The sequence below is a fragment of the Pseudomonas sp. MBLB4123 genome (assembly GCF_051904775.1).
Lineage (GTDB): Bacteria > Pseudomonadota > Gammaproteobacteria > Pseudomonadales > Pseudomonadaceae > Aquipseudomonas > Aquipseudomonas benzenivorans_B.
The window spans coordinates 4,435,313-4,455,913 of the sequence record NZ_CP196711.1; the positions used below are offsets into that span (position 1 = coordinate 4,435,313).

The 20,601-nt window shown below is 69.6% G+C and carries 23 protein-coding genes; 15 read left to right on the top strand and 8 right to left on the bottom strand.

Annotation, left to right across the window (positions count from 1 at the left end; genetic code table 11):
* Position 1: 1 nt before the first annotated feature.
* Positions 2–1,168: an MFS transporter gene (locus ACSX1C_RS20590; RefSeq protein ID WP_439887651.1), complete on the bottom strand. Its 1,167-nt coding sequence runs from the start codon at positions 1,166–1,168 to the stop codon at positions 2–4.
* Between the two features lie 42 nt (positions 1,169–1,210).
* A complete protein-coding gene (locus tag ACSX1C_RS20595) occupies positions 1,211–1,513 on the bottom strand; it encodes an ArsR/SmtB family transcription factor (RefSeq protein ID WP_439887652.1) in 303 nt (100 codons plus the stop codon).
* A gap of 129 nt (positions 1,514–1,642) precedes the next feature.
* Between ACSX1C_RS20595 and ACSX1C_RS20600 the strand changes: the two genes are divergently transcribed.
* Complete coding sequence (locus tag ACSX1C_RS20600) at positions 1,643–2,224, top strand: ACP phosphodiesterase (protein ID WP_318643136.1); 582 nt, start codon at positions 1,643–1,645, stop codon at positions 2,222–2,224.
* Positions 2,225–2,230: 6 nt separating this feature from the next.
* Here the strand turns inward: ACSX1C_RS20600 and ACSX1C_RS20605 are convergent, their stop codons facing one another.
* Both ACSX1C_RS20605 and olsB read right to left on the bottom strand, forming a co-directional pair.
* Positions 2,231–3,001, bottom strand: a complete 771-nt coding sequence (locus ACSX1C_RS20605) for a lysophospholipid acyltransferase family protein (RefSeq protein ID WP_439887653.1) — start codon at positions 2,999–3,001, stop codon at positions 2,231–2,233.
* A gap of 100 nt (positions 3,002–3,101) precedes the next feature.
* Complete coding sequence (gene olsB / locus ACSX1C_RS20610; RefSeq protein WP_369958810.1) at positions 3,102–3,860, bottom strand: L-ornithine N(alpha)-acyltransferase; 759 nt, start codon at positions 3,858–3,860, stop codon at positions 3,102–3,104.
* A 143-nt stretch (positions 3,861–4,003) separates the two neighbouring features.
* Between olsB and ACSX1C_RS20615 the strand changes: the two genes are divergently transcribed.
* From ACSX1C_RS20615 to ACSX1C_RS20645, 7 genes are all read left to right on the top strand, one after another.
* Positions 4,004–4,882, top strand: coding sequence for an acyl-CoA dehydrogenase family protein (locus ACSX1C_RS20615; RefSeq protein ID WP_439887654.1), 879 nt, complete (start codon positions 4,004–4,006; stop codon positions 4,880–4,882).
* Positions 4,883–4,967: 85 nt separating this feature from the next.
* Positions 4,968–6,086 (top strand): serine hydrolase domain-containing protein, encoded by a 1,119-nt coding sequence (locus tag ACSX1C_RS20620; protein WP_439887655.1) that lies wholly within the window; start codon positions 4,968–4,970, stop codon positions 6,084–6,086.
* On the top strand, positions 6,083–6,412 hold the full coding sequence (locus tag ACSX1C_RS20625) for an amidase (RefSeq protein ID WP_439887656.1): 330 nt from the start codon (positions 6,083–6,085) through the stop codon (positions 6,410–6,412). Before ACSX1C_RS20620 ends, ACSX1C_RS20625 begins: the two co-directional genes overlap by 4 nt.
* A gap of 161 nt (positions 6,413–6,573) precedes the next feature.
* Positions 6,574–7,731: a phospholipase D-like domain-containing protein gene (locus ACSX1C_RS20630; protein ID WP_439887657.1), complete on the top strand. Its 1,158-nt coding sequence runs from the start codon at positions 6,574–6,576 to the stop codon at positions 7,729–7,731.
* A gap of 84 nt (positions 7,732–7,815) precedes the next feature.
* Complete coding sequence (locus ACSX1C_RS20635) at positions 7,816–8,397, top strand: DJ-1/PfpI family protein (RefSeq protein WP_318643125.1); 582 nt, start codon at positions 7,816–7,818, stop codon at positions 8,395–8,397.
* A 33-nt stretch (positions 8,398–8,430) separates the two neighbouring features.
* Entirely contained in the window at positions 8,431–8,739 is a 309-nt protein-coding gene (locus ACSX1C_RS20640) for a ribbon-helix-helix domain-containing protein (protein WP_318643124.1), read from the top strand.
* A gap of 185 nt (positions 8,740–8,924) precedes the next feature.
* Positions 8,925–9,422, top strand: coding sequence for a sigma factor (locus ACSX1C_RS20645; protein ID WP_439887658.1), 498 nt, complete (start codon positions 8,925–8,927; stop codon positions 9,420–9,422).
* 85 nt (positions 9,423–9,507) lie between these two features.
* Here the strand turns inward: ACSX1C_RS20645 and ACSX1C_RS20650 are convergent, their stop codons facing one another.
* Positions 9,508–9,906: a nuclear transport factor 2 family protein gene (locus ACSX1C_RS20650; RefSeq protein WP_439887659.1), complete on the bottom strand. Its 399-nt coding sequence runs from the start codon at positions 9,904–9,906 to the stop codon at positions 9,508–9,510.
* 112 nt (positions 9,907–10,018) lie between these two features.
* Here ACSX1C_RS20650 and ACSX1C_RS20655 point away from each other — a divergent pair, with 112 nt between their 5' ends.
* Together ACSX1C_RS20655 and ACSX1C_RS20660 are read left to right on the top strand one after the other, a co-directional pair.
* Entirely contained in the window at positions 10,019–10,609 is a 591-nt protein-coding gene (locus tag ACSX1C_RS20655) for a GNAT family N-acetyltransferase (RefSeq protein ID WP_439887660.1), read from the top strand.
* A complete protein-coding gene (locus tag ACSX1C_RS20660; RefSeq protein WP_439887661.1) occupies positions 10,606–11,490 on the top strand; it encodes a carbon-nitrogen hydrolase family protein in 885 nt (294 codons plus the stop codon). Before ACSX1C_RS20655 ends, ACSX1C_RS20660 begins: the two co-directional genes overlap by 4 nt.
* A 15-nt stretch (positions 11,491–11,505) precedes the next feature.
* Here ACSX1C_RS20660 and ACSX1C_RS20665 read toward each other — a convergent pair whose 3' ends face one another.
* The gene (locus ACSX1C_RS20665) at positions 11,506–12,486 is read right to left on the bottom strand and encodes a GlxA family transcriptional regulator (protein WP_439887662.1); all 981 of its coding nucleotides are present in this window, start codon (positions 12,484–12,486) and stop codon (positions 11,506–11,508) included.
* A gap of 123 nt (positions 12,487–12,609) precedes the next feature.
* Between ACSX1C_RS20665 and ACSX1C_RS20670 the strand changes: the two genes are divergently transcribed.
* The gene (locus tag ACSX1C_RS20670) at positions 12,610–13,263 is read left to right on the top strand and encodes a DJ-1/PfpI family protein (protein ID WP_439887663.1); all 654 of its coding nucleotides are present in this window, start codon (positions 12,610–12,612) and stop codon (positions 13,261–13,263) included.
* A gap of 96 nt (positions 13,264–13,359) precedes the next feature.
* On the opposite strand, the gene ACSX1C_RS20675 is transcribed toward ACSX1C_RS20670, so the two are convergent.
* Complete coding sequence (locus ACSX1C_RS20675) at positions 13,360–14,307, bottom strand: L-threonylcarbamoyladenylate synthase (RefSeq protein WP_439887664.1); 948 nt, start codon at positions 14,305–14,307, stop codon at positions 13,360–13,362.
* Between the two features lie 150 nt (positions 14,308–14,457).
* Entirely contained in the window at positions 14,458–16,458 is a 2,001-nt protein-coding gene (locus ACSX1C_RS20680) for a neutral/alkaline ceramidase (protein WP_439887665.1), read from the bottom strand.
* A 256-nt stretch (positions 16,459–16,714) separates the two neighbouring features.
* Between ACSX1C_RS20680 and egtB the strand changes: the two genes are divergently transcribed.
* The 4 genes from egtB to ACSX1C_RS20700 all read left to right on the top strand — a co-directional run bounded on the left by egtB (position 16,715) and on the right by ACSX1C_RS20700 (position 20,507).
* Complete coding sequence (gene egtB, locus ACSX1C_RS20685; protein ID WP_439887666.1) at positions 16,715–18,004, top strand: ergothioneine biosynthesis protein EgtB; 1,290 nt, start codon at positions 16,715–16,717, stop codon at positions 18,002–18,004.
* Between the two features lie 2 nt (positions 18,005–18,006).
* A complete protein-coding gene (gene egtD, locus ACSX1C_RS20690) occupies positions 18,007–18,969 on the top strand; it encodes an L-histidine N(alpha)-methyltransferase (RefSeq protein WP_439887667.1) in 963 nt (320 codons plus the stop codon).
* Positions 18,970–19,193: 224 nt separating this feature from the next.
* Complete coding sequence (locus ACSX1C_RS20695; RefSeq protein ID WP_439887668.1) at positions 19,194–19,661, top strand: aminoacyl-tRNA deacylase; 468 nt, start codon at positions 19,194–19,196, stop codon at positions 19,659–19,661.
* A 372-nt stretch (positions 19,662–20,033) separates the two neighbouring features.
* Positions 20,034–20,507, top strand: coding sequence for a phosphate-starvation-inducible protein PsiE (locus ACSX1C_RS20700; RefSeq protein WP_439887669.1), 474 nt, complete (start codon positions 20,034–20,036; stop codon positions 20,505–20,507).
* Positions 20,508–20,601 lie beyond the last annotated feature (94 nt).

Here is a 20,601-nt window from a genome sequence, read left to right on the forward strand (position 1 = left end):
ATCAGTCGTTCAACGCGAGAGCGGGTTCGGGGTTGTGGGTGCTGAAGGTCAGCAGGGTGGCGAGCAGTGCCAGCACGGCCAGCACGGCGGCCGCCAGCGGCACGCGGGTGAGGCCGAAGCCTTCGGCGATGGCCAGGCCGCCGATCCAGGCGCCGAGGGCGTTGCCGAGGTTGAAGGCGCCGATGTTCAGGGTCGAGACCAGGTTCGGTGCGCTGCGGCCGAAGGCCACCACATTGACCTGCAGCGCCGGCACGGCGGCGAAGGTGGCGGTGGCCCAGAGAAACAGGGTGAGCTCGGCCGGGATCGGCGCCCGGCTGGTCCAGGCGAACAGGGTGGAGACCAGGGCCATGGCGGCGAACACGCCGAGCAGGGTGGTCCTCAGGTGCCAGTCGGCCAGCCGCCCGCCGAGCACGTTGCCCAGGGTCAGACCGAGGCCGATCAGCAGCAGGGTCCAGGTGATGCCGCTCGGTGAGAGGCCGGTGACCTCGCCGAGCAGCGGGGCGATATAGGTGAACAGGGCAAACATCGAGGCGGAGAACAGCACCGTGCTGCTCAGGGCCAACCACAGGCCGGCGCTGCCCAGGGCGCGGATTTCGCCGCGCAGGTCGGGTTTGCCTGCAGGTTCCGCCTTCGGCAGCACGCGCCACAGGCCGACCAGCGCGACTATGCCGATCAGCGTCACCGCCCAGAAAGTCGAGCGCCAGCCGGCGTATTGGCCCAGGGCCGTGCCCAGGGGCACGCCGAGCACATTGGCCAGCGTCAGGCCGGTGAACATGAGGGCGACCGCCGAGGCACGCCGGTTGGCCGGCACCAGGCTGGCGGCGACCACCGAGCCGATGCCGAAGAAGGCGCCGTGGCACAGGGCGGTGATCACCCGAGCCAGCATCAGCATCTGGTAGTCGCCGGCCAGGGCGCAGAACAGGTTGCCGCCGATGAAGATGCCCATCAGCGCCAGCAGCGCGGCTCGCCGTGGCCAGCTGGCGGTGACCAGGGCCATGAACGGCGCGCCGATGGCCACGCCCAGGGCATAGCCGGTGACCAGCCAGCCGGCCCCGGGGATCGATACGCCGAGGTCACCGGCCACCTCAGGCAGCAGGCCCATGATGACGAACTCCGTGGTGCCGATGGCGAACGCGGACAAAGCGAGGACGAGAAGCGCATGTGGCATCGAGCCAGCTCCTGGAGAAAGGGGTGAACGAGGGGCGTCGCGCTACAGTTCGTGGCTGATATGCCGCAGGAACGCCTGGATGTTGGCTTCGTTACGTTTGAAGAAGTGCCATTGGCCGACCTTCTTGCTGGTCACCAGCCCGGCGCGTTGCAGCGTCGCCAGGTGCGCCGATACGGTCGACTGCGACAGCCCGGTGCGTTGGTCGATCTTGCCGGCGCACACGCCGATATCCAGCGAGTGCTCCTGATCGGCGAAATAGGCCTCGGGGGTCTTCAGCCAGTGCAGGATGTCGCGGCGCACCGGATGGGCCAGGGCCTTGATCACCTCGTCTATATCGATGGCCATCTGCGTTCTTCCTCGAGTGGCGGTATTGCTCTATCGCGATGGAACGAACCTTATATCGGGAGAGAGCGATATACAGATCGTTCGTGGCGATAGTGAACATCGACCGCCCTGATGTGTAAGCTCGCGGGTATGAACTACCTCGCACATCTGCACCTGGGCGGCGATGCGCCGGCGCAGCTGCTCGGCAGCCTGTATGGCGACTTCGTCAAGGGCCCCTTGGCCGGGCAGTGGCCGGGCGACATCGAGGCGGCGATCCGCCTGCACCGACGCATCGATGCCTTCACCGACGCACATCCGTTGCAGGCCCGCTCGCGGGCGCGCTTCCCCGCCGCGCGGCGGCGCTATGCCGGCATCCTCCTGGACCTGTTCTTCGACCACTGTCTGGCGTTGCACTGGAGTGACTATGCCGAGCAGCCGCTGGACGAGTTCACGGCCCGGGTCTACCGCCTGCTGGCTGGCGAGGCGGCACTGCCCGGTCGCCTGGCGCTGATCGCGCCGCGCATGGCCGCCCAGGACTGGCTGGGCAGTTACCGCGAGTTCGCCGTGCTGGAGCAGGTGCTCGCCGCCATGCAGCGGCGCCTGTCGCGCCCCGAGGGGCTGGATGGCGCCATGGCCGAACTGGAGCGGCTGTATGAGCCGCTGAGCGAGGACTTCCGCCTGTTCTATCCGCAACTGCTGCGCTTCGCCGCCGCTCAGCGTGGCGGCGACTGAAGGGGCCTAAGCCGCCTCTCTTTGCGCCTGCGGCGCGCCGAACAGCGCGTCGCTCACCGCCGCCTGGGCGCGCCGGGCCAGTTCGTTGCGGCTCAGCGCGTCGCTGGCGATGGGCGTCAGCAGCTGCACTTCCACCTCGGCCACCTCGCTGGCCAGCAGGCGCAGCAGGTGCGAGAGCATGTCGTCGTCGCCGATGAACGGGGCGATGGCGCAGGGCTCGCCGCCACGCAGGTAGCGGATGGCCACCGGTTGCAGCGCCACGCCGCTGTCGATGGCGCTGCTCAGCAGGCGGCCATGGAAGGTGCGCACGCCCAGGCCGTCGGTGGTGGTGCCCTCGGGGAAGATCAGCAGCGGGCGGCCACGGCGCAGGTGGCGGCCGAGCTGCTGGCCGAGCAGGCCGCTGTCGCCCGAGCCGCGGCGGATGAACAGGGTGCCGGCCTTGTGTGCCAGCCAGCCGGCCAGGGGCCAGCTGCGCACCTCGGCCTTGGACAGGAAGGACAGCGGCGTGAGCATGCCCAGCAGCGGGATATCGGTCCAGGACACGTGATTGCTGACCCACAGCATCGGCGCGCGCGGCAACTCGCCGGCTACCCGCAGGCGGAACGGCAGGGCGTCGGCGAGGCGGGCGAGGAACCAGCGGGTCAGGCGTTGCCGGGTGGCCATCAGGTCGTGCCGCACCAGGCGCTCGAGCAGGCCCACGGCGGCCCCCAGCAGGGTGCCCAGGGCGAGCACGGCCGCCAGGCGCAGCAGGCGCCAGCACACACGCAGTTTCTTCATCGGCTACTCCAGCGAACAAGGGCAAGAATGCCGGCATTGTCTACAGCCTGCCGGCGACTCGTGCAACTGCGCCCTGGTGTGGCGCCCCGGCATCGGTCGCTCAGACCGCCGCCTTGAAGTGCCGGGCGTAGCGCGGGCAGAGTTCGTCGCGCTTGAGCAGGATGAACACGTCGGCGACCTGGAAGTCGCGGTCCCAGCAGGGCTCGCCGCAGACCTTCGCGCCCAGGCGCATGTAGGCCTTGAGCAGCGGCGGCATCTGCGCGATGACGTTGCCCGGTACTTCCAGTACCGGCAGCGGGGTCTTGGGTTCGGCGCGCAGGTGCTCGGTGCACAGGTGGCGCTCGCGCAGGCGCTGCATGATCGCCTGGGCCTGCATGCCGCCGTCCTGCATGGGGATGCTGGCGCAGCCCATCAGGTAGCGGTAGCCACCCTGGTTGAGCACCTCGGCCAATTCGCTCCAGAGCACCGCGATGGTCGCGCCGTTGCGGTAGGCCGGGGCCACGCAGGTGCGACCGATCTCCAGCACCGGCCCCTCGAGGTGGCGCAGGCCGTGCAGGCTGAACTCCTCCTCGCTGTAGAAGCGGCCCAGGCCGGCGGCGGCCTGGTGGTCGAGCAGGCGGGTGGTGGCGACCAGTTCGCCGCTGCCCAGGTCGCGTACGCCGATGTGGCTGCAGTGGCTGTCGTAGTCATCCATGTCCAGGCCCTGCTCGGCGCCCTTGAGCTTGGCGTCGAATTCGGCGCTGAATACCCGATAGCGCAGCGCCTGGGCTTCACGCAGGGCGGCCGGGCCGATCAGGCGTTCGGCTTGCAGGCGACGTGCTGCGGTGGTGCGGTCCTGATTGAGGGCGATCTGGGTCATGCCTAGCCTCCATAAGCCGGCTTGCCACTTGCGGCCGGTCGATCTTGTTGGGCAAGCTCAGGCTAGGCAGCACCGGTGTCACCCCCGTGAATATTCGGTGATGCTTGTGTGACAGCGCCCCCTTCATCGGCTGAGGATTTCCCATGCCCTGGCAACGCCTGCTGCAACCCCACGAGCGCCTGCCCGCCGCCAGCCTGGACGATTGGTACGCGGCGCTGCTGGAGCGTCTGGTCAAACCGACGTCGTTCGAGCTGGCGTTGCTCGGCGGCCGCCTGGCGGCCACCCCCGGTCTGGCCTTTCTCGCCGGTTACCAGGGCGCCCTGCGTGTGCTCTGGCCTTCGGCGCCCTGGTCCCTGGGGGCGCTGTGCGTGACCGAGAACAACAGCCTGCGCCCGGCGGACCTGAGCACCCGTCTCAGCGGCCTGGCGCTGAGCGGGCGCAAGGATTTCGTCACCGCCGCCGATGCCGCCGACTGGCTGCTGGTCGCCGCCCGCGAAGAGGCCAAGGGCGAGGCGCCGCGCCTGGCCCTCGGCGTCGTGCGCAACGGCGCGCCGGGGGTGCGCGTCGAGCCCCTGCGGGCCATGCCGCTGATGCCGGATATCGGCCATGCCCGCTTGCACCTGGAGGCGGCGCACTGCGAGCGCCTGGCCGGCGATGGCTGGGACGACTACGTCAAGCCGTTCCGCAGCATCGAGGACCTGCATGTGCTGACCGCCGTCTGCGCCTGGCTGCACGGCGTGGGGCGTGAATCGAACTGGCCGCAGGACTTGCAGTTGCGCCTGCTCGGTCTGCTGGCCGGCTGTGCCGAGGTGGCGCGGCAGAACCTCACCAGCGCCGCCAGCCACCTGCTGCTGGGCGGGCTGTTCGCCCAGTTCGCCGCCATGGCCGCCGAGCTGGACAAGGCCTGCGCCGCCGGGCCGGAGCATTGGGCGGGCATGTGGCGGCGCGACAAGGGCCTGCTGGAAATCGCCGAAACCGCCCGCGGCAAGCGCCTGAGCAAGGCCCTGGCGGCCCTGGGCTGAACCCGCGGCGTGCCCCTGGCTGGCGCCGTCAGGCTGTCATCTACCCGTGCTAGGGTGCTGCCTGGTTCGTTGCCGAGGCCGCCCCATGGCTGTTGTTCCGTTGCGCCGGCTGTTCCTGCTGCTGGCGGCAGTCCTGCTGCCCGGCCCGGCCCTGGGCGAGGTCTGGCCCGACAGCGCATGGCCGGTTGCCGAGGTGACGCCCGGCCCGGCCATCGACGCGCTGACCGCCTACGCCTTCCCCCCGCGCGACGACGCCAGCCGCAGCGGGGTGCGCACCGACGCCCTGCTGGTGATCCGTGACGGTCGCCTGGTCTACGAGCGCTATGCGGCGCCGACCCACGCCGACACCGCGCACCTGACCTGGTCGGTGAGCAAGAGCCTGCTGGCCAGCGTGCTCGGGGTCGCCTATGGCCAGGGGCGTTTGCGACTGGAGGCGCCGGTGGCGCAATACTACCCGCCCTTCGCCGCGCATCCCCGGATCGAGGTCGGCCACCTGCTCAACTGGGCCTCGGGTCTGGACTGGCAGGAGGACTACGAATATGCGCCGCTCAAGTCCTCGGTGGTGGCCATGCTCTATACCCGTGGCCGCGCCGACATGGCCGCCTTCGCCGCCGCTCACGAAGGCGCGGCCGAGCCCGGGTCGCGCTTCCGCTACTCCAGCGGCGACAGCAATGTGCTGGCCGCCGCGCTCAAGGGCATGGTCGGTGCCGCGGCCTATGCCGACTATCCCTGGACCGCGCTGTTCGAGCCCCTGGGCATCCGTTCGGCGGTGTGGGAGACCGACGCCGCCGGCACCTTCGTCGGCTCCTCCTATGCCTACATGACCGCCCGCGACCTGGCCCGCGTCGGCCTGCTGCTGCAGCGTGGCGGGCGCTGGCGCGAGCGCCAGCTGCTGCCGGCGACCTGGGTCGAATTCAACCGCACGCCGTTTGCCCATTACCGGCCGCAGCCCGACCAGCCCGGCGAGGCGGTGCCGGGCGGGCACTGGTGGTTGAACGTCAAGCTGCCCGGCGCCCCCAGGCCCTGGCCGGATGCCCCGGGCGATACCTTCGCCGCCCTCGGCCATTGGGGCCAGGCACTCTATGTGCTGCCCAGCGAGCGCCTGGTGGTGGTGCGCTACGCCGACGATCGCGACGGCAGCTACCGCCATAACCAGTTGCTCAAGCGGGTGCGCGCCGCCTTCGGCGAGGCGGCGCAGCCATGATCCGCCGCCCGCTGCGTAGCGTGCTGCTGCCGGTCGCGTCGCTGCTGGCCCTGCTGGCTTGGCACAACCGTGCCGATCTGCAAGCCTTCCCCGCCATTCTCGGCGCCTATTCGGCCAAGGAGTACTGCTCCTGCCGCTACGTGGTCGGCAACCCGGCCGCGTATTGCACCGCCTATGTCGAGCAGTACCTGCCGCTCAGCGCCTTGGTCGACGAGCCGTCCGCGCGGCGGGTGACCGCCCGCGGCCTGGGCAGCACGCAAAGCGCGCAATGGCTGGGGCCGAGGCAGGGCTGCCGCCTGCTGCCGCAGGCCGCGCCGCTGCCCTAGCAGCGCGCGCCGGGTGCCGGCCGCGACCTGGGCCGGCGCGGCGGTTTGCTCGGGCACGCGCGGGCGGCTATGGTGGCGCCAGCGTCGCCTTCCTGCCGAGGATCTATGCGCCAGCCGCACGCCCCGTGGCGTTCCACTCCACCGCCCTTGACCGCCTGCTGATGCCCGGGACGATCTTCCCCTGGCGCAGCGGCAACAGGTTCGTCCTGTTGCGCGACGGCTCGACCTTCTTCCCGCGCATGCTCGCGGCGATCGAAGGCGCCGAGCGGCAGGTCGAGCTGGAGCTGTACCTGATCGAGAGCGGCGCCTGCAGCGACGCCTTGGTGCTGGCGCTGTGCAAGGCGGCGCAGCGCGGCGTCGAGGTGCGTTGCCTGTTCGATGCTTACGGTTCCCAGGGCCTGCGCCAGGCCGACAGGCTCCGGCTGAGCCTGGCCGGGGTGCAGCTGCGCTGGTACAACCCGCTGCGCTGGAAACACGGCATGCGCAATTTCTACCGCGACCATCGCAAGCTGCTGCTGGTCGATGAGCGCCTGGCCTTCGTCGGCGGCACCGGCTCGACCGACGAGTTCTGGCAACCCGGCGTGGCGCCGAGTCTCTGGCACGAGGTGATGGTGGAGATCGCCGGCCCCCTGGTCGCGGACTGGCAGCAGCTGTTCGCCCACCAGTGGCAGGCCTGTGCTACCCGTCAGGCCTGGCGCCCCCGAGGCTTTTCGGCGGTCAAGCGACTGCCCTCGTCGCCCTCCGAAGGCACGGGCTGGGGGCGGCTGGCCTATGCCGATGCGCGCCAGCACCGCGATATCCTGCAGGCCCTGGTGCGCGCCCTGCGCGGCGCCGAGCGGCGCATCTGGCTGGCCACGCCCTACTTTCTGCCCACCTGGAAGGTCCGCCGCGCCCTGCGCAAGGCCGCCGCCCGGGGCGTCGAGGTATGCCTGCTGACCAGTGGCCGGCATAGCGACCATCCACCGGTACGCTTCGCCGGCGAGCGTTACTACCCCAGGCTGCTCAAGGCCGGGGTGCGGGTCTTCGAATACCAGCCGCGCTTTTTGCACCTGAAGATGGTGCTGGTGGACGACTGGGTCAGCGTCGGTTCCTGCAACTTCGACCACTGGAACCTGCGCTTCAACCTCGATGCCAACCTGGAGGCCCTCGACCCCCAGCTGACCGAGGCGGTGCTGGCCAGCTTCCGCACGGATTTCGCCGACAGCCTGGAGATCAGCCTGGACGCCTGGCGGGCCCAGCCCTGGTGGCAGCGGGTGCAGCAACGCCTGTGGGGCTGGCTGGACCGCCTGGCGGTGAACCTGCTCGATCGCCGCCGCTAGGCGGGCGTAGTTCCGGGCTATTACCTGTCTACTCCTTAGGCGGCGGATACTCCTTTCGCCCGTAACCTTGTTCAGGAGAACCCCATGGCAGCGAAAAAGATTCTGATGCTCGTCGGCGACTACGTGGAAGACTACGAGGTCATGGTGCCGTTCCAGGCCCTGCAGATGGTCGGTCACTGCGTGCATGCGGTGTGCCCGGACAAGACCGCGGGGCAATCGGTGCGCACGGCCATCCATGACTTCGAAGGCGAGCAGACCTACAGCGAGAAGCCCGGGCATCACTTCGCCCTGAACTTCGACTTCGCCGAGGTGCAGGCCGAGCATTACGACGCCCTGCTGATTCCCGGCGGTCGCGCCCCTGAATACCTGCGCCTGAACCCCCGGGTGCTGGAGCTGGTACAGGCCTTCGCCAAGGACGCCAAGCCGATCGCCGCGGTCTGCCACGGCGCCCAGCTGCTGGCCGCGGCCGGCGTGCTCGAAGGGCGCGAGTGCAGCGCCTACCCGGCCTGTGCGCCGGAGGTGCGCCTGGCCGGCGGTCGCTACATGGACATCGCCGTGGACCATGCCCACGTCCAGGGCAACCTGGTCACTGCCCCGGCCTGGCCGGCGCATCCGGCCTGGCTGGCCGCCTTCCTGGGGCTGCTGGGCACCAGGATCAGCCTGTAAGCTGGCCGCCCGACCCCGAGGAGGCCTGCGGCCATGTGCGAGCTCTATGTCAAAGCCGATCCGATTCTCTACGAGTCCCGCTCACGCTCGTTGCGCATCGGCGGGGTGGTGACCACCCTGCGCCTGGAGAACCAGTTCTGGGACATCCTGCAGGAGATCGCCGAGGTCGACGGCATGACCACCAACCAGCTGATCGGCAAGCTGTACGAGGAGGTCATGGACTACCGTGGCGAGGTGGTCAACTTCGCCTCCTTCCTGCGCGTCAGTTGCAGTCGTTATCTGGCGCAGCGGCGCGAGCGGGGCGGTGGGCCTATCCAGTTGGCGGGGCGCGCCGCGTCCTAGGCGCTGTACGGGAGGTCGTCGAGCGCGGCATCACCGGGTGCAGGCGCTTTGCGTACAGGTCCTGGGCTGCCGACCATTGGTCGGCGCAGGGCCTGCAGGGAGTGCCGATCTTGATGCGGATCAACAGGACGGCAGCTGTGCTCGTCTAGCCTGGTACTGTTCGTGGCGATCCCAGGGTGGTCAACATGCACGACAGACTGTTCGAGCTCGGGGCCGAACTCCAGGCGCTGGAGGCGCGGGGTGGCTGCTGGGCCTATCCGGACCCGCTGGCCAGCGTACCGGCCGCCGCAGCCATCGGGCGTTACCTCGAGTCGATTGGCTACAGCTCGACGCACACGCCCCAGGATGTGCGGCGCTTCATCACCCAGGCCCGCGCAGGCGATCCGGAGGCCAGCGAGCCCCTGGCCGAGCTGCATCGGCAACTGGTGGCGCGGCTCTCGGCGGATTGCCAGGGCCGCGGCCTGCCCTTGTCCGCGTTGATCGAGGAGGGCAGCCTCGGCTTGTGGCAGGCCGTGCAGACCTACGACCTCGATTCGCGCTGCGATTTTTCGGTCTACGCCGCCTGGCGGGTGCGCCGGCAGATCGATCATGCCTTGCAGAGTGGCACCCGCAGCACCCGCCTGCCGGTGTCCGTGGCGCGCCAGCTGTACCGTTATCTGCGCGGCCTGCGCGGGCCGCTCTGAGGCATCCACCCTTCCCTGCAATCCGCCAGCCGTCCAGGGGCCGTGCGCCGGCAGATAGCGGGAGGCTAGAGACTGGGCGCTCGGCTCAAGCGACCTGGGCGATCCAGTCGTTGAGGTTGTAGTAGTTGCTGATGCGCTTGATCTTGCCGCCGTCGATCTCGAAGAAGGCGCCGGCCGGCAGCAGGTAGGTCTGGCCCTGGGCGGGCGGCAGGCCCTCGTCGTCGGCCAGGTACTCGCCGTGCACCACGAACTCGGCGGCGGCGCGGTTGCCGTCGGCGTTCTGCATCACCACGATGTCGCTCAGGCGCTCGCGGTAGCAGCGGTTCATCTTGTCCATGAAAGCGGCGAAGGCGACCTTGCCGGTCTGCCGCTCGCCCTGGTTGATGTCGTGCACCACCTGGTCGTCGAGCAGGGCGAGGAAGGCGGGCATGTCGCCGGCGTTGAAGGCGGCGTAGTAGGCCTGCACCAGTTCGGTAGCGGTCATGGCAATGCTCCAGTCGCAATGGGGAAAGTAGAAACGGGTCGACATGATAGTTTCGGGCACTCATGCCGGCTTAGCTGCCTGCGTCACCTCCCTGCGACGGAACGACCTGACCATGGACATCCGCCTGCTGCATGGCGCCGCCATCGCGCCCTACATCGAGGACCTCGCCCGCCTGCGCATCGCCGTATTTCGCGAGTTTCCCTATCTCTACGACGGTTCCCTGGCCTACGAGGCCGACTACCTGAACACCTACGCGCAATCGGCCGACAGCCTGTGCGTGCTGGTGCTCGATCATGAACGGGTGGTCGGCGCCTCCACCGGCCTGCCCCTGGCCGACGAGACCGCCGAGTTCCAGCGGCCCTTCCTCGAGCAGGGCTGGGACACCCAGCGCATCTTCTACTTCGGCGAGTCGCTGTTGCTCCCGGAGTACCGCGGCCAGGGCCTGGGCGTGGGCTTCTTCGCCAAGCGCGAAGGCTTCGCCCGGCGCCTGGGGCGCTTCGACTGGTGCGCCTTCTGCGCGGTCGAGCGGCCGGCCGATCACCCCCGCCGGCCGGCCGATTACCAGCCGCTGAACGCGTTCTGGGCGCGGCGTGGCTACCAGCATCATCCGGAGCTGCGCACCGAGTACGTCTGGCAGGACCTGGACGAAAGCCAGGAGTCGGCCAAGCCCCTGTCGTTCTGGCTGAAGGAGATCCGGCCGTGATCCGAGTCGCCGCCTGCCAATACCACATCGACCTGCTGGAGAGCTGGGAGGCCTACGCCGCCCACCTCACCGCGCTGTGCGAAGACGCGGCGGGGCAGGGCGCCCAGCTGCTGCTGCTGCCCGAATACGCCGGGTTGGTGCTCAGCGGCCAGCTGCCGGCCGCCCAGCGTGGCGAGCTGCAGGGTTCCATTGCCGGCATCCAGCCATTGCTGCCGGCCTGGCTGGACCTGTGCGAAGACCTGGCGCGGCGCCTCGGCGTCTACCTGCAACCCGGCTCGCTGCCGGTGCTGGACGCCGACGGTCGCTACCGCAACCGCGCCTGGCTGTTCGGCCCCGAGGGCAAACTGGGCAGCCAGGACAAGCTGATCATGACCCGCTTCGAGCGCGAGCAGTGGCGGATCGAGGGCGGCGAGGGGCTGCGGGTGTTCGACACCGCCCTGGGCAAGCTGGGCATTTTGATCTGCTACGACAACGAGTTCCCCCTGCTCGCCCGGCGCCTGGCCGAGGCCGGCGCCGACCTGATCCTGGCGCCCAGCTGCACCGACACCGAGGCGGGTTTCCACCGGGTGCGCATCGGCGCCCAGGCCCGCGCCCTGGAGAACCAGATCGCCGTGCTGCAAGCGCCCACCGTGGGCCTGGCGCCCTGGTCGCCGGCGCTGGACGAGAACATCGGCCGCGCCGCCCTCTACCTGCCGCCGGACTACGGCCTGCCGGCCGGCGGCGTGCTCGCCGAGAGCGCCGAGCTGTGCCCGGCGCAAAGCCAGTGGCTGCTCTGCGACCTGGACCTGGACGGGGTGCGCCGGGTGCGCGAGCAGGGCCAGGTGTTCACCCGCCGCGACTGGCCGGAGCAGTTCGACGCGGCGCGCCTCGCACTCCTGTAGCGCCCGGGCGCGGCGTCAGCCGCGCTGCGTCACGCGGTATTGCAGCGGGGTCATGTGGCAGCGGCGGGCGAACACCCGGGACAGCTGCTCGTCGGAGGTGAAGCCGGCCGCCCGCGCCGCGGCCTTGACCGAGGCGCCGGCCTCCAGCTGCTCGCGGGCGACTTGCAGGCGCAGCGCCTCGACGAAGGCCGCCGGACTCTGGCCGGTCTCGGCCTGGAAGTGGCGGTAGAAACTGCGCGGCGATTCCCCCACCTGCTCGGCCAGGCGCTCGACCGGGAGCGGCTCGCGCAGGTGCCGGCGCAGCCAGTCGATCAGCTGCGCGTAGCGCCCGGCCTGGCTCTCCAGAAGCGAGGAGAACTGCGACTGGTTGCCCAACCGGCGCACCGGCAGGATCAGCTGCTTGGCCACCCGCGCGGCGACGGCCCGGCCGAGGTCTTCCTCGACCATCGCCAGGCACATGTCGATGCCCGAGGTCACGCCCCCGGCGGTCCAGACCCGGCCATTGCGCACGTAGATGGCGTCGGCCTGCACCTCGATGTCCGGATAGCGGCGCTGCAGCTGGGCCGCCGCCGCCCAGTGGGTGGTGGCCCGCAGGCCATCGAGCAGGCCCCATTCGGCGAGGGCGAAGGCCCCCGAGCAGACCGAGCCGAAGCGCCGCGCCGTAGCGGCCGCGCGGCGTACCCAGGCGCTCAGGGTACGATCCTGAATCGCCTCGTTCAGGCCCTGGCGGTTGCCGCCGGCGAGGATCAGGGTGTCCAGGCTGTCGGCCACCACTTCGTCCGCTGCGACCGTGGCGATGTCGATGCCGCTGGTCGTGGCGGTGTTGCCGCCCCGGGCCGACACGCTGAGCAGCTCGTACAGGGGATGGGGATGGGGGTGGAAGCTGTTGGCCATCTCGAACACGTCGGCCGGCCCGGCAACGTCCAGTAGCTGCACGCCGGGGAAGGCGACCAGGGCAATTCGACGGCGCGGGGGGAGGGCAGTGGCCTGGGGCACGGGGACGCTCCGGGTTTGGCAGGAATCGGCAATTTATTGTCATTGATGCCAGTGCGGCCCGCAAGAACAATGGGGACACCGAGCGCCGTGGTGCGTTCTCAGCCCCAGGAGCCAGCAGCGATCATGCCCTTCAGAATCGGATTCCTCCTCTACCCCCACCTCACCCAACTGGACCTGACCGGGCCCGCCCAGGTGCTGGCGGCCATGAGCGACAGCGCGCTGCACTTCGTCTGGAAGAACACCGAGCCGGTGCCCAGCGATGCCGGCATCGGCCTGCTGCCCAGCGACACCTTCGCCTCCTGCCCCGCGCTGGACATGCTGCTGGTGCCGGGCGGGCCCGGGCAGCAGCGGCTGATGGACGATGGCGCCGTGCTCGGCTGGCTGGCGCGCCAGGGCGCCCAGGCCAGCTGGGTCACCAGCGTCTGCTCCGGCTCGTTGCTGCTGGGCGCGGCAGGCCTGCTCAGGGGCTATCGCGCGGCCAGTCACTGGGCCTATCGCGACTATCTGCCGGCCTTCGGCGCCCGCATCGACGAGGGCCGGGTGGTGGTGGACCGCAATCGCATCACCGGCGGCGGCGTCACGGCGGGCATCGACCTGGCCCTGCAGGTCGTGGCCCGGGTGCGGGGGGAGGAGGAGGCCAGGGCCATCGAGCTGCAGCTCGAATACGCCCCCCAGCCGCCGTTCGCCTGCGGCCGTCCGGAGCTGGCCGGTGCGGCCTTGACCGAGCGGGTCCGGCGCCGTCTGGCGGACGCCCTGCACGCCCTGGGCGATGCCTGAGGGGCGGGCGTTACGTCGCCAACTCCGCTCGGGCCGGCGGGGTGCTCACCGAGAGCGCCGAACTGTGCCCGGCGCGGCCGGCCTGATGCGGCCGTCTCAGTCGAGCGGGGTGCTGGCCCGGGCCAGGCGGTCGCTCACCGCCGCCCAGGCCTCGTCCGCCGGTGGGCTCTGGATCAGCAGGCGCTGCAGGCCCAGCGCGTCCAGGCGATAGAGCGCGGCATACAGGCCCTGGGCATAGTCGGCCGGGTCCGCGCCCAGGTCCAGGGCCGGGCCGGCGCTGGGCCGTGCCTGGCCGCACCAGAGCCAGCCGCAGGCGGGGTCGTCCAGGGCCTCTTGCGGCAGCTGGCGAAAGCGCCAGCTCGGGGTGCCCGGGGCGTAATGCCGGTGATGCTGGCCGGGCGCCCGCACGGCACCCTCGCTGCCCCGGTTCAGGGGCTGGCCGAGCAGCGCTTCGATCTCGCCGGCCGCCAGCATGCCTTCGCGCAGCAGCCGCGGCGCCTGGCCCGGCAGCAGGCTGACGATGGTCGACTCCAGCCCCACCCGGCATTCGCCACCCTCGAGGATCAACAGATCGGTTTCGGCGAACTGCTGGGCCACGTGGGCGCTGCAGGTGGGGCTGATGGACATGTAGCGGTTGGCCGAGGGCGCCACCAGGGCGCCGGCGAAACGCTCCAGCAGCCGGCGCGCCAGAGGATGGGCCGGCACCCGCAGGGCCACGCTGTCCTGGCCGGCGGTGATGCTGCGCGGCACCCAATCGGCAGCGGGCAGCACCAGGGTCAGGGGGCCGGGCCAGAAGCGTGCCATCAGGCGCTGGGCATCCGGCCCGATGCTCGCGGCCCAGTCGGCGGCCTGGCTCGCCTCGGCCAGGTGGACGATCAGCGGATTGCTGCTGGGCCGGCCCTTGAGGGCGAACACCCGCGCCACCGCCTCGGCATTGCGCGCATCGGCGGCCAGGCCGTAGACGGTCTCGGTGGGCAGGGCAAGCAGTTGGCCGGCGCGCAGGCGGGCGCAGGCGAGGTCCAGGTCGGTGGTGAATTCGGGCATGGCGGTTCGGCGGAGCGGAATCGGGGGCGCTATTGTGCCTGTTACGCCGCCGCCGGGCATGGGTCAGTGGTCGCAAAATGCCAGGGGAGCGCTCGCGCCGGGCCGCCGGACAGGCCCGAGCCACGCGGCTGGCGCGGCACGGGCAATGGCTCAGTCGACCACGAAGCTGCGGCTGGCGCCGCCGTACTCGTGCAGCTTGAAGGTCAGCGGCGCCTTGCGCGTGCCGCTGTGGCGCAGGCGATAGGTGCCCGCCGGGACGCTGGCGTCGATGTCCCATTCCAGGGTCGCCTGAGAGGTCCCCCAGATCGGGTCGACGCGTTTCCAGCGGAAGCGTGTCGACCAGTCGTTGTCACCGGCGACGGTCTGCCACTGATTGCCAACCAGGCGCTGCACCTGGAGGAAGCTGCCCTGGGGGCGCAGGTTGTTCTTCGGGTGGCCGGCCCAGAACACCGCCTTGGCGGCCTGCCCGCGGCTGTAGCGCTGCGCGGGCTGGCTGACCACGTCGCCGATGCGCTTGAACAGCGGCGCCTGGTCGTGCACTACGCCGGTCTGCAGGGTCAGCTGCTTGTCCTTGAGGTCGCGGGGTTGCGGCTCGCCGGCATACATCAACGGCTGGCCGCTGGCCAGGCTGCTGGCCTGTTCGTGCAGGGCCTGGCGGTAGGCGGCCAGGGTCCAGGGGCCGAAGTGGGTGGAGCCCCCTTCGTAGTGGCCCAGGCTGTATTCCTCCTGCGTGGTCACATAGCCGGCGTAGGCGTTGCTGTAGCCGGCCACCACCAGGTGCTGCAGGCCGCTGCCCGGCACCGCGGCGACCGTGCTGCGCAGGCGGCGGCCGGCCATGACGGTGAACTCGCCCGGCACGGCCAAGAGGCCCAGTTGGCCGATCTTGAGGATCGATACCGGCAGCACCTCCGGCGACCAGGGATAGGGCTTGAAGTTGCCCTGGGCCAGCAGCAGGCCGCGGGGAGCGTGACAGGCCTTCTGCGCCTCGGTCGGGGCGGTGAGCATGGCGGTCAGCGCCTGCCAGAACAGGTTGCCTTGCAGCTGGCCCTCGTTGAAGAAGTCCATGCCGCGGCCATCCTCGGTGCCGGCGCCGAAGCCGTAGCCCAGGGCGGCGGTGCAGGTGCGATGGCTCTGGCCGTCCTCGGTGAAGGGGGCGGCCACCTGCTGGGCACTCATGTCGTAGTACTTGTGGCGAAAGTCGATCGGGCCGCTGAGCGCTTCGCTGGCCTGCTCGAATAGCTGACGGGCCAGGTCGTATTGGCGCTGGCCGATGAGTCGCAGGCTCTGTTCGGGGGTGTGGCCCGGGCCGCTGCCGTCGAGGTTGAGGTTGGGCGTCATGTCGCCGCTGTTGCTCTGGGCGAAGGCGGCGACGAAGGCGCCGGGGCCGTAGTCGCTGCCCATCAACTGCTTCTCGAACAGGTAGGCGGCATAGCCCTTGTTGTCGCCGGAGAGCAGGGTGTTGCTCTGCGGCAGGGACACGCCATGGGTGGCGAACCAGCTGATCATGCCCACCGGCTGGCCGTTTCTGACCAGCTTGAGCACGGTCATCTCCGGGTCGATGTCCGGATACTGAGCGGCGTCGCGGTTGGCGTAATAGGCCTGCTGCGAGCGGTTGGCGCTGGCGTTCCACAGCTCGCCGCGGGCCAGCAGGATACGCCCGGGTGCCAGGTCCTGGTGGGCCCGTTCGATGGCCGCGACGATGCCGTTGACCTGAGCCTTGTAGTTCTGCTCGATATAGCCGTTGGTGGTGATGTTGTAGAGCGCGTAGTGGGAATGGCCGCCGGCCGCCGAATGGGTATGGGTGGCGCTGATGACCAAGTTGCGCGCGTCGTAGAGGCTGCCGAAGCGGGTCTTGAGCGCCGCGCCGACCCCCTGGACGACGCCCTGGAAGGTGGCGCCGCTGTCGATCACCACGAACACCACGCGCTTGCCGCTCTGCGGATCGGCGACGATGAAGGCGCGTGCCCATTGGCGGTCGTGGATGCCGCTGGCGCTCTGGTCCAGCGAGCCATAGCCGAACAGGCTGGCCTCGGCGGCCGGGCCGGTGATGTCGTAGATGCCGCGACCGATCAGGTAATTGTCCGTCTGGGCGAGCAGGGTGGCGGGTAGCGAGAGGGCCGCCGCCATGAATATGCGAAGCAGTCGTTTCACCGAGTTTCTCCTTTATCTTTTTTGTTCTGTTGTCGTAGCCGCTTCGACCGAGTACGCGTGTGGCAACGGCGAAAATGGAACTTTAGTACCTGCTTTGAGTGGGTAAAGGCGTTTGCGCGCAATCGCCCGAGCGTTGCGGCGGTCGGTCGTCGGCTGGCGGCCCTGGGGCTCGGGCGTCATCTAGGCTTGAGGTGTCGTGTGATGGCGGCCGGGCGCCGCCGGCGCGCGACTCGCCCCTTCATCCAGGAGCCTGCCGATGACCAGACAAGCCCAGGCGGCGCCAGCCCTCGAGGCCGAGCAGGCGTCTCTGCACCAGCGTTACCGCTTGGTGCGCGCCCAGAGCGAGCGGCTCTGCCAGCCTCTGCTGGTGGAGGACTACGGCATCCAGAGCATGGCGGACGTGAGTCCGCCGAAATGGCACCTGGCCCATGTCAGCTGGTTCTTCGAGGCCTTCCTGCTGCGGCCCTACCTGGCCGGCTACCGGGTGCTGGACGAGCGCTACGACCACCTGTTCAACTCCTACTACCAGACCCACGGCACGCCCTTTCCCCGCGCCCAGCGCGGCCTGCTGTCGCGGCCCAGCGTGGCCGAGGTGTACCGCTACCGGACCCATGTCGACGAGGCCATGGGCCGGCTGTTGGCGCAGCCGCCGGCCGAGCAGGCGGCGGAAATCGCCCGCCGTGTGGAGCTGGGCCTGCAGCACGAGCAGCAGCACCAGGAGCTGCTGCTGATGGATATCAAGCACATCCTCGCGCAGAACCCGCTGCTGCCGGCCTACCGCAGCGACCTGCGCGCCGCGGTTGTGCGCTCGGCCGAGCCGCTGCGCTGGCACCGCTATCCCGGCGGTATCGGCCATATCGGCCATGGCGACGCGGGCTTCGCCTTCGATTGCGAGCGGCCGCGCCACCGGGTGTTCGTCGAGGACTTCCAGTTGGCCAGCCGGCCGGTGAGCAATGCCGAGTACGCCGCCTTCATCGCCGATGGCGGCTACAGGCGCAGCGACGGGTGGCTGGCCGATGGCTGGGACCTGCTGCAGCGGGCCGGCTGGCAGGCGCCGCTGTACTGGCGGCAGGTCGACGGTGCCTGGCAGGAGATGACCCTCGGCGGCCTGCGCGAGCTGGACCCGCAGGCGCCGGTGTGCCACCTGAGCTACTACGAGGCCGAGGCCTTCGCCGCCTGGGCCGAGGCGCGGCTGCCGAGCGAGGCCGAGTGGGAGTTGGCGGCCCAGAGCGAGCCGATGACGGGCAACTTCCTCGAGCAGGACTGGCTGCAGCCGATGGCCGTAGCGGCCCAGGAGAGCGGCCCGGCGCAGCTGTTCGGCGATGTCTGGGAGTGGACCGGCAGCGCCTTTCGCCCCTACCCGGGCTTCCGCGCCCTGGAAGGCAGCCTGGGGGAATACAACGGCAAATTCATGTGCGGGCAGATGGTGCTGCGCGGCGGCTGCTGTGCCACCCCGCAAGCGCATATCCGCGGCAGTTACCGCAACTTCTTCTACCCGGCCATGCGCTGGCAGTTTTCCGGGCTACGCCTGGTCAGGGGGGCATGAGCATGGCGACGGCGATTCACTTCCACGACCAGCATCCACAGACCCACAGCGACTCCCTGCGCGAGGAGAGCCTGCTGGGGTTCGCCCGCACGCCCAAGGCCATCTCGCCGAAATTCTTCTACGACCATCGCGGCTCCGAGCTGTTCGAGCAGATCTGCCGCCAGCCGGAGTATTACCCCACCCGCACCGAGGAGCTGATCCTGCGCCGGGCGGCCGGCGAGATCGCCGAAATCGCCGGGCACAACGCCAACCTGGTGGAGCTGGGCAGCGGCGCCAGCCGCAAGGTGCGCCTGCTGCTGGAGGCCCTGCACCCGAGCAGCTATTTGGGCATCGACATCTCCCGCGACTTCCTGCTCAGCAGCGCCCGGCGCCTGGCCGCCGACTATCCCTGGCTCGAGGTGCATGCGGCCTGCGCCGACTTCAGCCAGCCCATGAGCCTGCCCGAGGACGCCCTGGGCGAGCAGCCCCTGGCCTTCTTTCCGGGCTCGAGCATCGGCAATTTCGACCCGCAGGAGGCCCAGGCCTTCCTGGGTAACCTGCACAGCCTGCTGCCGGCGGGTGCCGGGCTGCTGATCGGCGTGGACCTGATCAAGGACACCGAGATACTGGAGGCCGCCTACAACGACCAGGCCGGGGTGACGGCGGCCTTCAACCTCAACCTGTTGGAGCGCCTGCGCGGCGAGCTGGACTGCGACATCGATCCGGGCCGCTTCGAGCACCAGGCCTTCTTCAACGAGGCCGAGTCGCGCATCGAAATGCACCTGCGCAGCCCCGAGGCGCAGCTGGTGCGCATCGAGGACGCGCATTTCGCCTTCGCCGCCGGCGAGACCCTGCACACGGAAAACTCCTACAAGTACAGCCTGGACGGCTTCGTCGCACTGGCCGCCCGGGCCGGCTTCGAGGCGCAGGCGGTGTGGACCGATCGGTGCCAGCTGTTCAGCGTGCACTACCTGCTGCGCCGCTAGGAGGGCCACCGTCCAGCCCCGCGGCGGCGGGGCGACAGGGCCATGCACTAAACTGATAGAGCAGGCCGGGTTCGCGCCCGGTCTGCGGCGGGGGCAGGGAGGCTCCCGACGGCGTGCTGCCGGCGCAGCGCGCCAGGGCCGGTCGCCAGGGCGCCGGCACTCGCGGGTTTCATCGGGACGATGGGGCCGGCGTCGATCCTCAGGCCAACGGCAGGAGGTGCATCATGACCATGGCCAACCGTTTGCAAAGCTACCTGTCGGAGCATCACTCGCGTTACGACATGCTCCAGCACGACCCCTCGATGACCACGCGCGAAGCGGCCCGGCGTGCCGGCGTGCCGCCGCACCTGATGGCCAAGTCGGTGATCCTCGACGACTTCCAGGGCCACTGGCTGATGGCGGTGGTCCCGGCGACCCGTCAGGTCAACCTCAACAAGGTGCGCAAGCTCACCAAGCGCCACTGGCGCCTGGCGCGGGAAAACGAATTCACCCCGCGCTTCAGCGACTGCGCCAACGGTGCGATACCGCCGGTGGGCAGCGCCTTCGAGATGGACACCGTCATCGACGAGTCGCTCAAGGACGTCGAAGACCTGTACTTCGAGTCCGGCGACCACGAGGGGCTGGTGCACATGAGCTCCAAGCAGTTCCTCAAGCTCATGCCGAGCGCCCAATGCGGCGCCATCAGCGAGTGACTCCGCCCCAGGCGGCGTCCTACTAAGGGCGCCGCGCCTCTTGTGCTCTGCGGCTATGCGCCGCAGAGGCGCTGTGCTGCATCCACGTAGTATCTCTTAGCGTTAGCCGACCCGTGCGGCGGCGGGGCTGGCCCCGTTGCTGCATGGGGCAATTGTCACCTGGGTGGCCGATCATCGCGGGCAAGGCGTACCGAGGCGCCGCAGCGTGAAGATCGACTGGGCGGAACGACTGCGTCACCGGGGCCTGTCGTCGTGCACCGCCCTCGCGGTACGCGCCCTGCTGGGCAATGCCCCAATTACGCGTTTTCGTGCAGCCTGCTGGCCGGCAAGCCCAGCTGTCATAGTTTCTGGACTGATTTGAGGTAATCGAGGATGAAGTGGGCCGTAAGCAGCCGCAAGCGTATGCATGATGGGGCAAATTCCATCGGGAATCTGTTGGTCGAGGGGTTTCACTACCTGGGCTTGTTCGCCATCGGCGCGGCCACCGCCTGGGCCTCGGTGATGGCGTTCATGGCGATGTTCGACAAGGGGCAGGCGAGCATCGACGACATCCTCCTGCTGTTCATCTACCTGGAGCTGGGGGCGATGGTCGGCATCTATTTCAAGACCAACCATCTGCCCATCCGCTTCCTGCTGTACATCGCGATCACCGCTTTGACGCGCTACCTGATCGGTGACGTGTCCCACCACAGGGCGCCGGATATCGGCCTGCTCTACCTGTGCGGCGGGATATTCTTTCTGTCGCTTTCGGTCTTGGCGGTCAGGTTCGCGTCTTACAAGTTTCCTTCCAGCAAGGCGATAGACGCGACCGGGGATGTGATCGGGGACAATGTTCTGGATAGATGATGTGCGGGCGGCATGCGGGCCCGCGAGTCGGACGAGGAATATCCGCACGCCTGCTGTGGGGTTCCCTTCGGCGGGGCGCTCGAGGGTGAGCGTT

Coding starts and splice junctions, on each gene's coding strand:
- ACSX1C_RS20590 (WP_439887651.1), bottom strand. CDS start 1,168: ATGCCACATGCGCTTCTCGTCCTCGCTTTGTCCGCGTTCGCCATCGGC.
- ACSX1C_RS20595 (WP_439887652.1), bottom strand. CDS start 1,513: ATGGCCATCGATATAGACGAGGTGATCAAGGCCCTGGCCCATCCGGTG.
- ACSX1C_RS20600 (WP_318643136.1), top strand. CDS start 1,643: ATGAACTACCTCGCACATCTGCACCTGGGCGGCGATGCGCCGGCGCAG.
- ACSX1C_RS20605 (WP_439887653.1), bottom strand. CDS start 3,001: ATGAAGAAACTGCGTGTGTGCTGGCGCCTGCTGCGCCTGGCGGCCGTG.
- olsB (WP_369958810.1), bottom strand. CDS start 3,860: ATGACCCAGATCGCCCTCAATCAGGACCGCACCACCGCAGCACGTCGC.
- ACSX1C_RS20615 (WP_439887654.1), top strand. CDS start 4,004: ATGCCCTGGCAACGCCTGCTGCAACCCCACGAGCGCCTGCCCGCCGCC.
- ACSX1C_RS20620 (WP_439887655.1), top strand. CDS start 4,968: ATGGCTGTTGTTCCGTTGCGCCGGCTGTTCCTGCTGCTGGCGGCAGTC.
- ACSX1C_RS20625 (WP_439887656.1), top strand. CDS start 6,083: ATGATCCGCCGCCCGCTGCGTAGCGTGCTGCTGCCGGTCGCGTCGCTG.
- ACSX1C_RS20630 (WP_439887657.1), top strand. CDS start 6,574: ATGCCCGGGACGATCTTCCCCTGGCGCAGCGGCAACAGGTTCGTCCTG.
- ACSX1C_RS20635 (WP_318643125.1), top strand. CDS start 7,816: ATGGCAGCGAAAAAGATTCTGATGCTCGTCGGCGACTACGTGGAAGAC.
- ACSX1C_RS20640 (WP_318643124.1), top strand. CDS start 8,431: ATGTGCGAGCTCTATGTCAAAGCCGATCCGATTCTCTACGAGTCCCGC.
- ACSX1C_RS20645 (WP_439887658.1), top strand. CDS start 8,925: ATGCACGACAGACTGTTCGAGCTCGGGGCCGAACTCCAGGCGCTGGAG.
- ACSX1C_RS20650 (WP_439887659.1), bottom strand. CDS start 9,906: ATGACCGCTACCGAACTGGTGCAGGCCTACTACGCCGCCTTCAACGCC.
- ACSX1C_RS20655 (WP_439887660.1), top strand. CDS start 10,019: ATGGACATCCGCCTGCTGCATGGCGCCGCCATCGCGCCCTACATCGAG.
- ACSX1C_RS20670 (WP_439887663.1), top strand. CDS start 12,610: ATGCCCTTCAGAATCGGATTCCTCCTCTACCCCCACCTCACCCAACTG.
- ACSX1C_RS20675 (WP_439887664.1), bottom strand. CDS start 14,307: ATGCCCGAATTCACCACCGACCTGGACCTCGCCTGCGCCCGCCTGCGC.
- egtB (WP_439887666.1), top strand. CDS start 16,715: ATGACCAGACAAGCCCAGGCGGCGCCAGCCCTCGAGGCCGAGCAGGCG.
- egtD (WP_439887667.1), top strand. CDS start 18,007: ATGGCGACGGCGATTCACTTCCACGACCAGCATCCACAGACCCACAGC.
- ACSX1C_RS20695 (WP_439887668.1), top strand. CDS start 19,194: ATGACCATGGCCAACCGTTTGCAAAGCTACCTGTCGGAGCATCACTCG.
- ACSX1C_RS20700 (WP_439887669.1), top strand. CDS start 20,034: ATGAAGTGGGCCGTAAGCAGCCGCAAGCGTATGCATGATGGGGCAAAT.